Origin of the sequence: Papillibacter cinnamivorans DSM 12816, assembly GCF_900176335.1 — a bacterium.
In the GTDB taxonomy this organism is placed as follows: Bacteria; Bacillota; Clostridia; order Oscillospirales; family Oscillospiraceae; genus Papillibacter; species Papillibacter cinnamivorans.
Genome location: NZ_FWXW01000011.1, coordinates 36,942 through 52,203, shown reverse-complemented (window position 1 = coordinate 52,203; position 15,262 = coordinate 36,942). Strand labels below are relative to the sequence as shown.

The following is a 15,262-nucleotide window of genomic DNA, read 5'->3' as shown; positions in this document are numbered from 1 at the left end:
GCCGGTCTTGTCAATCGGATGGATGCATGATGCGGCGATTTACGGCAGTTCCAGAACGGCGCCCTGACTGTTAAGCTCCTCTCTCAGGGCGGACACGTCCACCTTCTGCACGCTGCAGTCCTCGACGATGGCAAGCTTGGCGGCCGCTCCCGCGGCCTGGCCGAGTATCATGAACTGAGGCTCCATTCGGATGGAGGAATAGGCGATGTGGCTGGCGGAGACGCAGACGGGAACGAGAAGGTTGATTGCTTCCTCTTCCTTTGGCAGCAGGATGCGGTAGGGCAGCTGATAGGGAAAGACCGGGACCTGAAGTTCCCCCTCGTTTTTAACAAAGCCGTCCTCCGTGATCACCCTCTGAACCTGATGGGAATCGATATTATAGGAGGCCATACCCACGGAGTCGTATTTTTCAGACTCCATGTCAAGATCCTTCTGGGTCATGACAAAATTGCCCACCATGCGCCGGGCTTCCCGGATGTAGAGCTGATACGGCCAGTTATCGTGATCCGTATACTCGTCTTTGGCAAGTCCCCAGCGCGAAATGTCCCGGCGCAGCTCCTCCGGTACGCTTTCGTCGTTTGCCAGAAAATAGAGGAGGCCCTGGAGATATTCTTTATGCTCTTCTATGATGGTGTCTCTGGTATCGTAGCCGGCTTCGGGATATTGCCAGCTGCCGCCGACCCAGTCGGAGGAGAAGGGGCCCTTGCTGTTCAGGTCGTATTTGCCGTCCGGCAGCTTCCCCAGGGAAAATACATCTGTGATTTTAAGATCCCGGCCGCCCTCCGATTCCTTCAGAAGGTACAGCCACTGCAGCAGAAGCTCGTATCGGGAAGAATCGTAATGGTCCGGGCGGGCGAAGGGGACCCGGTTGTCCGGATCCGCCGTAATGCACAGGCGAAAATTATAAGCGGGCAGCTTCCGGTCTCCTGTGCCGGGTTCCGCAGCCTGAGCATTCAGTATGCCCGGCAGAAGTCCTCCTGCGGAATACGCGGACAGATCATAACTGAAGTTGTTGGTGATGGAAAAGGGGGTTACGCCCGCGAGGGATTCACCGTATGTATCACGGCTCTCGCGGCCCACGGTGTATGATACCCCCGACATGGCCATCAGGTCGCCCTCATAGGAACAGTCGATAAAAACTTTCGCGGTGAATGTGGCATTGTCTTCCGTGGCAATCCATTCGATCCGGCTGCCGGACTTTTGTACGCCGTCGTTTTCCCGTAGCCGGTGCTCGTAATATACGTCGATGCGGGCCGCTTCCACAATGAGAGAAAACAGTTCTTCCGCAAAGTGCGGTTCGATGGGGTAGACGATGGAACCCCCGTCGTCGTAGTAGATCCCCGCCCAGACGAAGAACTCCTTTGCAAGCCCCCCGATGACCTTGATATTCCCCACGTCGCTGTAGCCTAACCCTCCCGTGATGATACCTCCGAGGTGCCGGCCGGGCTCCAGGATCGCCACCTTCAGCTTTTCCCGGGAAGCTGCCAGGGCCGCCATCACTCCGGAGGGAGTACCCCCGTAAACAATGACGTCATAGGAGTAATCGGCTTCCACCTCAGGATATGTCTCGGTGGGAGCGGGGGTAGCCGCGGGTTCCGACGGCTCCGGGGAGGGGGAAGCGGAAAGAGATGGCTGCGGCGTTTCGGTGACGGATGCCGAAGGCGTCGGGGAAGAGGTTTCATGGGAGGAGAAAGACCCGCATCCCGGAAGGAGAAGGGCAAGCAGCACAGCGAGGGGAAGCAAACGAAGACGATAATTCCGTCTCGGACTTTTTTGGGCCTTGCGGCGGAAAGAAAGCGTCATAGGGGCTCCTCCGATCCTGTCGTTCCGCGAAATTGAACAGCGCAATCGCCGCCGGTTGCCCTCTGTGGGCGCGCCGGCCTCGCATCCGGGATATAATGAATAGTATACCAGAACAAAGGGGTGGTCCGCACGGAATTTTTATACGGCGGGATTGGAAGAAAAAAGCGTTGGGATCCGCCATGCGGGTTTGCTTGAAAAATAAAAAACGATTTGGGCGGAGTGCCCGCAGCCGCCCGGAAAAAACTATAATATGGAAATACAGATATAATATTACTGAATCGGAGGCAGAATTTAAACGATATATTCAATATTTATTGACTTTTGAATTGATATGATTATATTATTGTGATTGTGTTCATGAAAACTTCACAATTGCAGCCGATGAAAGGAGGGGTCTCACATAAACCTCAAGAAAGTTAAGCACGTTTTGATCGGGAAACCTCTGGACAGCGCGGCGCTTGACAGCGAAAAGTTTAGTGTGGGTTGGGGTCTTCCGATCCTCTCCAGCGATGCGATCTCGTCCGTGGCGTATGCCGGGCAGGAAATCCTGGCGATCCTGCTCCCGGCAATAGGTATACTGGCTTACAAGCATCTGATCATTATTTCGGGCATCATCATTCTCCTTTTATTTGTTCTTATGCTCTCTTACAGGCAGACCATTGAGGCATACCCCAACGGCGGCGGAGCGTACACCGTTGCAAAGGAAAACTTCGGAACAAAGGCGGGCATAGTGGCGGGGGCGGCTCTGTCGGTGGATTATATCATGACGGTTGCCGTCAGCGTATCCTCCGGAGTCCAGCAGATTGTCTCCGCGTTTGATCCCATCGAGCAATATACTGTTCCCATTTGTGTCGTGCTGGTAGTTTTGATAGCCATGGGAAATCTGAGGGGAATCCGGGAAGCGTCCAAAATATTCGGGATCCCTACATATGCCTTTATCTTCGGCATACTGGTCATGCTGGCCGCGGGCTTTATCAAGATTGCCGGCGGATATCAGCCGCCGGATCCTGTTCTTCCCACCGATGCAAGCCTGCTGCAGCCGATTACCACCATGCTGATGCTGAAGGCGTTTTCCAATGGATGCGCCGCCCTGACGGGCGTCGAGGCGGTCAGCAACGGCGTGCCGAATTTCAAAAAGCCTTCCAGCAAGCATGCCCAGACGGTCCTGCTCCTTCTTGCGTTTATTATCCTGGTCCTTTTCGGAGGGACCGCGATCTTGGCGAATCTCTATAAGGTGGTTCCCGGAGAGAAGGCAATCTTGGTGCTCATGGCCTCCCAGGTGTTCGGGAACGGCTTTATGTTTTACTATGTAACCATCACGACCTTTATCATCCTCGTGATTGCCGCGAACACGGCGTATTCCGACTTCCCCATTCTGATATCCATCATGGCGAAGGACGGGTTTATGCCCAGACAGCTGAGCATGCGCGGAAACCGTCTCAGCTACGACAGCGGAATTCTGCTGCTGTCTTCCCTCGCAATTATTCTAATCATCCTGTTCAAGGCCAGGGTGGAGCTTTTAATCGGGCTTTATGCCATCGGGGTTTTCATATCCTTTACTCTGTCGCAGTCGGGCATGTTCCTGCACTGGCTGAGGCTGCGCAAAGGAGCCTGGCGCCATAAGGCTCTGATCAACGGAATCGGGGCGATTGCTTCGGTGGTTGTCGTCGGAATCATCGCGGTGACCAAATTCAGCCAGGGCGCCTGGATCGTGGTGATCGTGATACCCCTCATGGTTATAGGCATGCTGAAGATCAAGTCCCATTATACGAAGCTTCACGACCAGCTCAGAATGGAATGCGAAGAGTATGAGACGGCTATGAAGCCTGAAAATCTGTATAAAAACCGGGTGATCGTCCCCATTGAGAGCGTGAACCGCGCCAGCATACGGGCGCTGCGGTATGCCAAGACGATTTCGGACAACATCACCGCCTTCAATGTGGTGATCGATCAGGAAACTGCGGAAAAAAATCGTCAGAAATACGACAGATTACATACCGATATCCCCCTGGTCATCAAATACTCACCCTACCGGGAAATTGTGGAGCCGCTTCTGGAACTGATAGAATCCGCCGAGTATAATCTGGGGGAAAATGAAATCGTATCCGTAATCCTACCCCAGTTCCGGGTACAGAAATTCTGGCATCGTATCCTTCACAACAACACCCGCGCACATCTGGAGCGCGAACTGCTCAAGCACAAACAGATAGCGATCTGCACCATACCTCTCCAGGTGGAAGACGGCGACTGACAGGATGCGCCGTATGCGCCTCAATCAAATTCAAAGCCCGCCGGAAAACCGGCGGGCTTTTCGTAAAGGAAAGGGCGGTGGATTGGGTCCCTTTACCGCCTTATTCTGAAGGTGTCCTCCAGCAGGACCCAGTTCTGGGGGAAGGGATATCCCAGGGCCCAGTAACTGACGCCGGCCAGATTGTAGTCCTTCACCGCGCTGAACTTCGCCCTCGCGCTTCTGGCATCCTCAAACCAGACCTCGTGGGCGCTTCCCCGGGAGTCCGTATACCGGAAATATGGAGACTCGGCGGTGTAATCATATTGGATTTCCGCACCGAACTGCGCTGCCCTCCGGATGGCCTCCTGAGGGCTGAAGGTTTCGGCCTCGTCCCCTTGGGTATGGGGAAGGGTCCAGTCCCGCGCGTAGATCTGAAAGCCCATAAGGATTTTATTCCGCGGGATGACCGAAACGGCGTAGTCCAGCACCTCCCGGATCCGGTCGATGGGCGAGATCGCCTGGGGCGGGCCCTTCCGGTAGCCCCACTCATAAGTCATGAGGATCACGAAATCGGCGATCCGCCCGTGTGCGGGATAGTCGTGGGCTTCGTACAGAAGTCCGGCCTGCTCCGGGCCGGTTTTCGGCGCCAGGGCGGTGGAAAGGAAATAGCCGCTTGCGTGCAGCCGCGCGGCTGCGCCTTCCAGAAAGCGGTTATAGGCCCCGCGGTCCTCCGGCAGTACGTTTTCAAAATCCACGTTCAGGCCCTTGTATCCTTTTTGCCGCATGATGTTCATGCTGTTGGTCAGAAGCTGTGCGGACAGGGCGGCGTCGTTCAAAATAATGGAGGCGAGATTTTCCCCCTTTGAGGTGGCCGTGAAGTTGGTTACGGCCATCATCGGCACTGCCCCCTCCTCCCGCCCGGTCTGGATCGCCGGTTCGTCCTCGATGGGCTGGAGGCTTGCGTCTTCCCGGATAAGATAAGCAAAGGGACTCAAGTAGGTCAGGAGCCTCCCCACCTCCCGGACGATGGGGACGGCGGCCTGCCCCAGCATATAGATATAGCCGTTAACGGTTTTCACCGGCCGGACGGTGCGGGGAATAATCAGTTCCATGCCGGGCTGAATCCTGTCCGGATCTTCAATGTCGTTGATCCGGATCAGATCCTGCAGAGAAACGCCGTAGCGCCGCGCGATCCCCCAAAGGGACTCTCCCGCCGCGACACGGTGCCGTGCCGCCGGAATGTAAATCATCATGCCGGGATAAATGCTGTTCGGATTGGCGATGGCATTGTTCTTAAGAATGTACGGCATCGTTACGCCATACTCTTGGGCGATGTTCCACAGCGTATCTCCGGGCTTCACGACATAAAATATATCCTCCGTGGGGACGAGCAGCGCCTCGCCCACCACCAGCACGTCCGGGTCGGAAAGCCCGTTGGCCGCGACGATGGAATCCATCGGGACGCGGTATCGGTTTGCGATCTGCCATAGCGTTTCGCCGGATTTTACCACATGAATGATCATAGAAAACCTCCCTTATTCCCCGCGCGGCCGCCGGTTTATGACGGACGGCGCAAAAAGTCGTAAGCGGCGCCTGCCTCGGCCCGTGCTTTTCCTCTTACAATATATGCAAAACCTTTCCCGGAATGGCAGATTTCAGGGGCTTATGTGAGGATGCCGGATATGCCGGCGGTGGAACGAAGAAACCGGATTGCTGATAAAAAACGGGATCTGCCCGTGTATTCCAGGTGCAAAATACGGTATTTGGAACAATATACGCGGTTTGGCGTTTATTTTTATGGAAGAATGGAGTATGATTTTATAAGACACGGCCGCAGTTGAAATTTGTCGGAATCCCCGGCGGAAAGAAAAATCTGCGTTTCTTCGGCGAGCCGGATGTTCGAAAACTCCGCGGCCAACGCCTTACAGTGGTGTTTTGCAGGGTGGAGGTAAGGGAGCGTATGCCTGGGGCGCAGAGAGCGGAGCATTCGGTGCCGGGTAGGGCCGGACCGGCTTGGGGAGGCGGTACTGCTGAATTTGATACGGATACGGTTCACGGACTTTTGGGATTCCTTCGATCCTGAAAATAACTTTGTTTTAGACATCCTCAGAACGCGCTACGAGGTTGTTCAGACCGGCCGGCCGGAGTTTCTTTTCTGCTCGGTGTTTGGGCATGAGCATCTTCAACACGACTGCGTGCGGATCTGCCTGATTTGTGAAAATACGGCTCCGGATTTTAATGGCAGCGATTACGCGGTGGGGATGAACGATCTGCAGTTCGGCGACAGGTATCTCCGATGCCTCCTGAATATAGCCGCGCCGGAGAATCCCGCCGCCCTTCAGGCGGTAGGGGATAAGCATCTGAGGGCAGAGGCGGGCATGAAAACAAAGGACGGCTTCTGCAGTTTTGTCTATTCCAATTCCTGGTGTTCCGCTCCGCAGCGCATGGAACTGCTGGAGGCCATAAGAAGCGTGGAGCATGTGGACTGCGGCGGAAGCATCGAAAACAACATTGGTGGAAAAGTGGCCGACAAGGTTGCCTTTGAGGCGCATCATAAATTTTCCATTGCCTGTGAGAACAGCAGCCAACCGGGATACTGCACGGAAAAGCTCCAGGAGTCCTTTGCCGCATGCACGGTGCCGATCTACTGGGGCGACCCGGACGCGGCGCGGATTTATAACGAAGACGCCTTTATTGACTGCGGAAGGTTCGCGGATTTCGGCGCGGTTGCCACGGAGGTGGCCAGAATTAACGGCGACGAGGGCCTCTACAGGCGAATGTTGCTTCAGCCGGCTTTCGCCCCCGGTTTTGATCCCCTGGAGCATCGCCGGCGCCTGGAGGACTATCTGCTGTATATTGTGGGACAGGGACCCGAGAAAGCCTTCCGGCGCTGCCGGTGGGGATGGGCAAAGCCCCATGCCGATCTCGAGCGGAATGTGCACAGGCTGGACGCGCTGCTCACGAATCATTTCCGGACCGGTCAGGTGGTCTGCCGGGCCGGCGAGCGACTGTCAAAGCTAATGGACGGCAAAGCGGTGCGGGAAGTGAAAAAGCTGCTGAAATAGAGGATTGTAAGGCGCGGCGTCCGGCGGTGGGAACAAGAGAAGGCGCCCGCGGGAAGAGGCGGATTGAAATGAAGGACACGGAACCCGGAAAAAGCGAAAGGCGGGCTCTGATTACCGGCGCTACGGGCCAGGACGGCAGCTTTTTAGCCGAGCTGCTGCTGGAGAAGGGATATGAGGTCTGGGGAATGGTCCGGCGCAGCTCCGTGGGCAGATACGAGCGGATCGAACATCTGATGGGCAATTCCCGCTTCCATATCCGCTACGGCGATATGACCGACGCCGTGAGCCTTGTGCGCCTCGCGGCGGATCTGCGGCCGGACGAGGTCTACAATCTCGCCGCCCAGAGCGATGTGGGGATCAGCTTTGAGGTTCCGGCCTACACGGCCCAGACAGACGCCCTGGGCACACTTTATCTGCTGGAGGCCGTGCGTGCCGCCGGACTTGAAAAATCCTGCCGCGTGTATCAGGCGTCCACCTCCGAGCTCTTCGGCGGCAGCGCCGGAATACCGCTGGGAGAGGATACCCCGTTTCATCCCCGTTCTCCCTACGCGGCCGCCAAACAGTACGCGTTTTCCATCTGCCGGAATTATCGCGAGGCCTACGGCATGTTTATATCCAACGGCATCCTATTCAATCACGAGTCGGAGCGCCGGGGCGAGAACTTCGTCACCCGCAAGATAACGCTGGCTGCATCCCGCATTGCCCACGGGCTGCAGGACAGGCTGCACCTTGGAAATCTGGACGCAAGGCGGGACTGGGGCTTTGCCGGAGACTACGTGGAGTGTATGTGGCGGATGCTTCGTCATCCCCGGCCGGACGATTTTGTCATCGCCACCGGCAGGCAGCATTCGGTCCGGGAATTTTGCTCGCTGGCCTTCCGCTATGCCGGGATGGAGATCGCCTGGAGGGGTGCGGGGCCGGATGAGCAGGGGGTCGACAAAAAGACGGGCCGCGTTCTGGTGGACGTTTTGCCGGAGCTGTTCCGGCCTGCCGACGTGGAGTCGCTTCTGGGGAATCCCGAAAAAGCGGTGGCCTTGCTGGGCTGGACCCCGGAGAAGACCTCCTTTGAAAAACTGGTGCGCCGGATGGTGGAATTTGATATGAAATACGTTCTGAAATAGGGGGACCGGGATGGACAGGCATGCGAAAATTTATATTGCCGGACACCGTGGAATGGTCGGCTCTTCCATCGAGAGGGCCCTTGAGCGCAGGGGGTATGACAATCTCGTCTGCCGGAGCCATAAAGAACTGGATCTGACGGATCAGGCGGCAGTGAAACGGTTTTTCGATGCGGAGGAGCCGGAGTATGTGTTTCTTACTGCGGCAAAGGTGGGAGGAATACTGGCAAACTCCGCCTATCCGGCCGATTTTCTGTATGAAAATACGATGATGGAGATGAACGTGCTCCGCGCAGCCTTTGAGCATGGGGTTAAGAAACTGCTCTTTACCGGTTCCTCCTGTATCTATCCCCGGCTGGCGCTCCAGCCCATCAAAGAGGAAAGCCTGCTGACGGGAGCCCTTGAGCCTACCAATGAGGCTTATGCCGTTGCAAAGATCTGCGGACTGAAATACTGCGAATACCTGTTCCGCCAGCACGGCGCGGATTTTATCAGCGTCATGCCATCCAACCTGTACGGACCGGGGGACAATTACCAGCCGGAGGAAAGCCATGTTCTGCCCGCCCTGCTTCGGCGCTTTCACGAGGCGAAGACCCTGGGAAGGGAAGAGGCCGCGGTATGGAGCAGCGGAAGGCCCCGCAGGGAATTTCTGTACGTGGACGACATGACGGACGCATGCCTGCTTTTGATGGAGAACTATTCCGGACCGGAGACGGTGAATATCGGCACGGGACACGATATTTCCATACGAGAGGCCGCCGAGGCGGTGGCGCGCGCCGTGGGGTTTGAAGGACGACTGGCTTTTGACGCCTCGAAGCCGGACGGAACACCCCGTAAGCTGCTGGATGTGTCAAAACTCGGAGCCATGGGCTGGAGCGCGCGGGTGCCTTTGGAGGAAGGACTTCGCCTGACCTATGCGGATTTTCTGAAAAACGAAGGCGGGAGATACGGAACATGATGCATGTAATTATCCTCTCCGGCGGTTCCGGAATAAGGCTGTGGCCCCTTTCCAACCGTGTGCGCTCCAAACAGTTTCTGAAACTGTTCCGCGATACGAAGGGGGAACCCTGCTCCGGCATCCAGAGGGTATACCGCCAGCTTCGGGAGGCGGGCGTCGCGGCGGATATTTCCGTCTCCACCGGAGCGGATCAGGCGGGAATGGTACGAAGCCAGCTGGGGGAAGAGGTTGCCGTCATCACGGAGCCGGAGCGCCGGGACACCTTCCCGGCGATACTGCTTGCCTCGCTGAACCTTGCCCTCACACGGAAATGCGGCGGGGACGACGTCGTCGCAATCGTCCCCGCGGATACGTATGCGGACACGGAGTATTACCGCTGCCTTTCAAAGCTGGAGCGGGCCGTCTGTGAGAAGACGGCGGATATTCTTCTCATGGGCGTTGAGCCCACCTATCCTTCCGCCAAATACGGATATATGATTATGGAGGAAGGCGCGGAGCCCAGACGGGTATCCCGGTTTATTGAAAAACCCGGCGAAAAGGCGGCGGCGGAGCTGATTGCACAGGGCGCCGTCTGGAACGGGGGGATTTTCGCCTTCAGACTGGAGTATATGCTGGAGCTTGCCGAGCGATACCTTCCGGTATCCTCCTACGACGAGGCCCTGGCACGGTACGGGCAGCTGAAAAAGACGAGCTTTGACTACGAGGTTCTGGAACATTCCGGTTCCGTTGCCGCGGTAACCTACCGGGGGCCCTGGAAGGACCTTGGCACCTGGAACACCGTCACGGAACAGATGGACGGCCCCTCCATGGGAAACGTGACGCTGGCGGACACCTGCCGGAACACCCATGTATTGAACGAGCTGAGCATACCGGTGATGGCAATGGGTCTGAAGGACCTTGTGATAGCCGCCAGCGCGGACGGGATATTGGTCGCGGATAAGGCCGAGAGTTCCTACATAAAGCCGCTGGTGGACGGTATCAGGCAGCGCCCCATGCAGGAGGAACGCGCCTGGGGGGAATACCGGGTCCTGGATATGGTATCGTTTCAAGACGGGACAAAATCCCTGACAAAGCAAATCTGTATCCGCGCGGGGCAGGCGATCAGCTGCCAGCGGCATAAAATGCGCGACGAGATATGGATGGTGGCGGACGGTACCGGAGAGCTGCTGCTGGACGGAAAGCTTCTTGCGGTGGAACGGGGCAGTACCGTGAAGATTCCTGCAGGCGCGTGGCACCGGCTTCGTGCCGAGACCGATCTGCATCTTATTGAGGTGCAGATCGGCGGGGAACTGACCGAAGAGGACATCGAACGTTGTGAGCAAATTCCGTAAAAAGACGCCCGCCAAAGCATCTTTCATCCCCTCCGGCGGCGTCGTAAAGCTTTATCGGCAAAAAAGCAAGAGCCCGAAAAGGCTCTTGCTTTAATAATATGAATTTAATATCGGCTTTCTATTTGGCGTGGGAACGAATCTATGAAATACTGATCCTCACCGCCATGGCCGCCATTTCGGCCCGGGTCACCGGAGCATCCGGCCGGAAGCTTCTGTCGGGATATCCCGTCAGGACGCCGGAGGCGCTCAGGGCGCAGATGGCGCCGTAGGACCAGGAATTTCCGTCCGCGGTGACATCCGTGAAGGGCGAGGTTCCGCCGCCGTTATCATATCCCAGCAGATTACTGAGCATAACGGCTATTTCCTCCCGGGTCACCTGCCTGTCGGGTTCGAAGAGATTGCCGCCCACGCCCGAGAGAATACCGTATTTTCTCGCGGTGTCTATGTGCGCCTCTGCCCAATTTCCGGCACAGTCGGAAAAACTGTAATCGCTGTCCTTCGCGGCAGTCAGACCCAGCATTCTCACAAGGACGGCGGCCGCCTGGGCCCGGGTAAGGGATGTGCTGGGAGAAAAGGATTCGGAGGAGACGCCGATCATCCAGCCCTTCAGGTAGGCGCTCAGGATGTAGTACTTTGCCCAGCTGTCCGGAACGTCGCGGAAGGTACAGCCGTTGAGCCAGAGCGTATAGTAGTTCCAGGTGTCATCCGTTTCCTGACCGAGGCTCCAGCTTCCGGTGCCCTTGATGTCGTACTTGGTGACCAGCTCCAGCTCCGCCTTGAGAGCAGCCTCGCCGGAGTACCAGATGACATAGGTGCCGGCCGGCAGTTTGCTTCCGCCGACGGTCGGCTTCACGTCGGAAGCCTTGACGGTGATGGTGGCGCAGGAGGACAGGCTGGCTTCATCCAAAGAAACCGTTCCGTCATACGCCCCGATCAGCGCTTCTATGGCGGAATCACTGACTCCGTAGCCGTCGGGATATCCTCCGTCGGCGGACCAGATCCGCCCGTAAAACGGAAGGCCCAGCACGATCTTATCCTTGGATACGACGCTCAGGGCATATTGAATCGACTTTTCCACAAAGGAGATGCTGGCGACCGGACCGGGATCGCTGCCGCAATAGGATTCGTCATAGGCCATGATCATGAGATAGTCGCTGTATTCGGCGAGCTGTGCATAATCGTAGGACCCCGTCCATCCTAGCGAAGTACCCCAGGGATTGGCGGCCACCGACACCACGATCCGGGCATCTTCGGGAAGCTTTGAGCGCAGCATCCGGACAAAATCCACATAGGCGGTACGCTCGTTGGGGGTCACGTTTTCGATGTCGATATTGACCCCGTCCAGGCCGTATTCGGATACCGCCGCCGCCAGCTGGCTGGACAGTGCTTCCCGGTTGCTTAAGGCAGCGATTCCCTTATTCCGGTCCCAGCCGTTGGAGAGAAAGGGCACGACGAGTATGCCCGCGTCGTGCATGGTCTGAACGAAGCCGCTGTCCGCGGCGGAGGTCAGAACGAGACTGCCGCCGTCGTCCAGAGTAAAATAGGCGGGCGATACCTCGTTCAGGGAATCCTGCGCTTCCGACACCAGCTGAGAATACTGGGAAGAATCGCCGAAGTATATGTAAGACATGCTGTATTTATAGTCCAGCGCATAGGCGGGCAGGCCGGAGACCGAAACAATCAGCAGAAAGATAAAAATTAGGAATGGTCCTCTTCTAATCTTTTTCAAAACGGCGGTACCTCTCAATGAATAATATATTTAAATACTACCGGATGGCGATTGAATTTTCCATGAGAAAAAATTGGAATAAGGGTGTGCGCAGCGGAGTCCGGTTCATTGCCGGAAGGGCTTGATACGATCCGACGTCGTTTGAATCAAATAAAGAAACAGAAATAAATGGATTAAATTAAGTAGTGCTGTACGGTCCGCCGGGTGATATACTGGAATACAGACAGATGGGCCGGAGCATCATAAGCAATAAGCATCTTGCTCAGATCCCACTGACAAATCGGTCTGTAATTGAAATTATATTTTTAGTGAATTCATTTCAGGGAATGAAAGGAGTTAATATGCTTAAGAAAAGACTTGCAATGCTGGGTGTTTCCGCCGCAGTTGTCTGTGCGGTTATGATTCCGTCGGTACGGGGAGCCGCGGAATCAGCCCTGTCTATTTTTCGCGTCGGCGATACCAGGACGATCACGATCACCGTTTCTGATATCCAGGACATGATAACATATTATGGGAACTGTGACCTGCCGCTTAAGATGCAGGAAGGATCGGATGAGCAGGAGGATAAAATGCCGGGCAGCGCTGAGCTGTCCGATAAGATCGGTGAAGCGATGTCGCAGGTAAAAACGCTGAGCACACTGGGCGATTTTACCGCTTTCTCCTTTCACCTGCCCACGAGCTTGAAATTGGAAACGCCCAAGCTTCTCGCCGTCGATGCCCGGTCTGAAACCCTGACGCTGGATACGGCGAAAATCAACGCGGCGCTTCAAAAGCAGGGCGCGACTGTGACGGTTGACGACAGTTTCGACGGCACGGAAATCACGGTCAACCTGCCGGCGGCAATCGCGGCAGAGTATCAGGATGTGACGCTGATAGCAACACAGAGCGTTTATGTCGATGCGCCAGATGCTGTTATGAACAGCCTTTGGTCGGGCCTGATCAGCATCCCGGCGATTTCGGACGATCTGCGGGTGCAGCTGGAAGCGATCGACCCCATGACGCGGGACATCTATCTGCCGGTGATAGAAGGACTGGGCCGTGAAACCGATCTCGGCAGTGTGACCGGATATATTTATTCCGCAAGTGATTTGTCTCAGGTCATGGCCATGATCCCCAGCCTGGCCGACAGCACGATGACAGCGCGTCTGCAGAAGGAAAATGCTTCGGCGCTACTCTGGACCAAAAACGGCGTCCTGTACTGCCTTGCAGGCCAGAAAACCGACAGCGAGCTTTCTCAGATAGCAAGGAGCATTCACTGATGATCATTGAAACCGAAAATCTGGTAAAAGCGTATCAGAATAAGGTTGCTGTGAATTCCATAAATCTGTCCGTTGAAAAAGGACAGATTTATGGCTTTTTGGGACCGAACGGCGCCGGAAAAAGCACGACGATCAAAATGCTGACCGGCCTGGTGTTCCCGTCCTCCGGGAAAGGGCAGGTGCTGGACCGGCCGCTGGGCGATGTGCAGGCGCGCGCCAAGCTCGGTTACCTCCCGGAACATTTTCGCTATCAGGAATGGATGACCGGAGAAGACCTGTTGAATTTTCACACGAGTTTGTACCGCCTGAAACGTGACCCGGAGCGCAACAGGAACGTTCTTCGCCGCGTAGGACTTCTGGAACAGGGAAATTATAAAGTGGGCGGATACAGCAAAGGGATGCAGCAGCGCATCGGACTGGCCTGCGCGCTGCTGCCGGGTCCGGATCTGCTTTTTTTGGATGAGCCCACATCGGCCCTCGATCCCATCGGCCGAAAGGATGTGCGGGATATCATCCTGGACCTGCAAAAAGAAGGCACGACGATTTTTTTGAACAGTCATTTACTCAGTGAAGTGGAGGCCGTGTGTGATCATATTGCGATTATCAATAAAGGCGTTATCGTGAAATCCGGGTCTATGAAAGACCTTCTCATGGGAAAAGTGACCCTCAGCATCCGGTGCAGTCCAATTACGGAAGACATTTATCATAGGATCAAAGAGCGGTTTGACAGCACGGCGGCCCCTCAGCTGGAAGACGGCAGCATTTTTATGACGCTGAAAACCAGGGAAGAAATTCCGGAAATTGCCGCTCTTCTTACAGCCGGCGGGATAAAATTGTATGAACTGACGCCGCAGCATGAAACCCTGGAAAGCGTCTTCCTTAAGGTAGTGGGAGAGGAGGAGACCTCATGATACCCATCGCGTCAGCAGCATGGAAGGAAGCGGTCCGCAAGAAGACCTTTATTGTGATGAGTATCGTAACCGTGCTCTATCTGGTACTCTGGGCAATCCTGCTGTATTACTTTCAGAATCTGGGCCCCGGGAGTAAAAATGAATCGTTCAGGGCGCTGGCGGAGGTAATGGTGAGCCAGATGGGACTGCAGTTTTCTTCCATGCTGATGTGTCTGCTGACCATTATCCTGGGAGCGGGAACCATAGCCTCAGAGCTGGAATCCGGAATGGTCCATGCCATACTGTCAAGACCTCTGGGCCGTACGGAATACGTCCTTGGCAAAACGCTGGGGCTTGCTGCCCTGACAGCCTTGTACACCACAGCGCTCTACACCGCGCTGCTTCTGATCAGCGGCGCTTTCGCGCTGAGTACAATTACGACATTAACGTTTGTTCAGATACTGGAGGGCTGGATTTTATATCTGCTGGTACCTCTGTGCGTTTTGTGCCTGACGATTTTCGGCTCCGTATCCTTGAAGGTTGTGCCAAACGGGCTGCTGATGATATTTATCTATTTACTGGGCAACCTGGGCGGTATGGTTGAGATGATCGGCAACTATTTAAACAGCAGATCGGTCGTCAGCTCCGGAATATTCATCAGTTTGATCTCACCGTTCCATACGCTTTATACAGCGGCGGAAAGAGCATTGCTGCCCTCTTCCGGGCTTGCCGGGGAAATGATGAGAGGGATGGGCGGTCTCACCGGCGGCGGCCGGCCGGCCAGCACGGTGATGTATGTTTATATCGCGCTGTATTCCATTGGATTTCTGGCGTTGGCCATACGCAAATTCGGCAGGATCGATATAAATTGAGATGCCG

General features: G+C 55.7%; 11 protein-coding genes. 8 read left to right on the top strand and 3 right to left on the bottom strand.

Annotated elements, in window-relative coordinates; genetic code table 11:
• Positions 1-39: 39 nt before the first annotated feature.
• A complete protein-coding gene (locus tag B9A13_RS12805; protein ID WP_084235554.1) occupies positions 40-1,803 on the bottom strand; it encodes an FAD-dependent oxidoreductase in 1,764 nt (587 codons plus the stop codon).
• 427 nt (positions 1,804-2,230) lie between these two features.
• Here B9A13_RS12805 and B9A13_RS12800 point away from each other — a divergent pair, with 427 nt between their 5' ends.
• Positions 2,231-4,054, top strand: a complete 1,824-nt coding sequence (locus B9A13_RS12800) for an APC family permease (RefSeq protein ID WP_242942863.1) — start codon at positions 2,231-2,233, stop codon at positions 4,052-4,054.
• Between the two features lie 92 nt (positions 4,055-4,146).
• On the opposite strand, the gene B9A13_RS12795 is transcribed toward B9A13_RS12800, so the two are convergent.
• Entirely contained in the window at positions 4,147-5,556 is a 1,410-nt protein-coding gene (locus tag B9A13_RS12795; RefSeq protein WP_084235552.1) for a glycoside hydrolase family 18 protein, read from the bottom strand.
• A 513-nt stretch (positions 5,557-6,069) separates the two neighbouring features.
• Here B9A13_RS12795 and B9A13_RS12790 point away from each other — a divergent pair.
• The 4 genes from B9A13_RS12790 (at position 6,070) to B9A13_RS12775 (ending at position 10,505) form a co-directional block, all read left to right on the top strand.
• A complete protein-coding gene (locus tag B9A13_RS12790) occupies positions 6,070-7,098 on the top strand; it encodes a glycosyltransferase family 10 domain-containing protein (protein ID WP_084235551.1) in 1,029 nt (342 codons plus the stop codon).
• Positions 7,099-7,166: 68 nt separating this feature from the next.
• The gene (gene gmd / locus B9A13_RS12785; protein ID WP_084235550.1) at positions 7,167-8,219 is read left to right on the top strand and encodes a GDP-mannose 4,6-dehydratase; all 1,053 of its coding nucleotides are present in this window, start codon (positions 7,167-7,169) and stop codon (positions 8,217-8,219) included.
• A 10-nt stretch (positions 8,220-8,229) separates the two neighbouring features.
• On the top strand, positions 8,230-9,174 hold the full coding sequence (locus B9A13_RS12780) for a GDP-L-fucose synthase family protein (RefSeq protein WP_084235549.1): 945 nt from the start codon (positions 8,230-8,232) through the stop codon (positions 9,172-9,174).
• A complete protein-coding gene (locus tag B9A13_RS12775) occupies positions 9,171-10,505 on the top strand; it encodes a sugar phosphate nucleotidyltransferase (RefSeq protein WP_242942862.1) in 1,335 nt (444 codons plus the stop codon). Before B9A13_RS12780 ends, B9A13_RS12775 begins: the two co-directional genes overlap by 4 nt.
• Positions 10,506-10,644: 139 nt before the next feature.
• Here B9A13_RS12775 and B9A13_RS12770 read toward each other — a convergent pair whose 3' ends face one another.
• On the bottom strand, positions 10,645-12,234 hold the full coding sequence (locus B9A13_RS12770; RefSeq protein ID WP_084235548.1) for an S-layer homology domain-containing protein: 1,590 nt from the start codon (positions 12,232-12,234) through the stop codon (positions 10,645-10,647).
• A 341-nt stretch (positions 12,235-12,575) separates the two neighbouring features.
• On the opposite strand from B9A13_RS12770, the gene B9A13_RS12765 reads away from it, so the two are divergent.
• The 3 genes from B9A13_RS12765 to B9A13_RS12755 are packed head-to-tail and all read left to right on the top strand — an operon-like array spanning position 12,576 to position 15,255.
• Positions 12,576-13,493: a hypothetical protein gene (locus B9A13_RS12765; RefSeq protein WP_084235547.1), complete on the top strand. Its 918-nt coding sequence runs from the start codon at positions 12,576-12,578 to the stop codon at positions 13,491-13,493.
• On the top strand, positions 13,493-14,404 hold the full coding sequence (locus B9A13_RS12760) for an ABC transporter ATP-binding protein (protein ID WP_084235546.1): 912 nt from the start codon (positions 13,493-13,495) through the stop codon (positions 14,402-14,404). Before B9A13_RS12765 ends, B9A13_RS12760 begins: the two co-directional genes overlap by 1 nt.
• On the top strand, positions 14,401-15,255 hold the full coding sequence (locus tag B9A13_RS12755; protein ID WP_084235545.1) for an ABC transporter permease: 855 nt from the start codon (positions 14,401-14,403) through the stop codon (positions 15,253-15,255). Before B9A13_RS12760 ends, B9A13_RS12755 begins: the two co-directional genes overlap by 4 nt.
• Positions 15,256-15,262 lie beyond the last annotated feature (7 nt).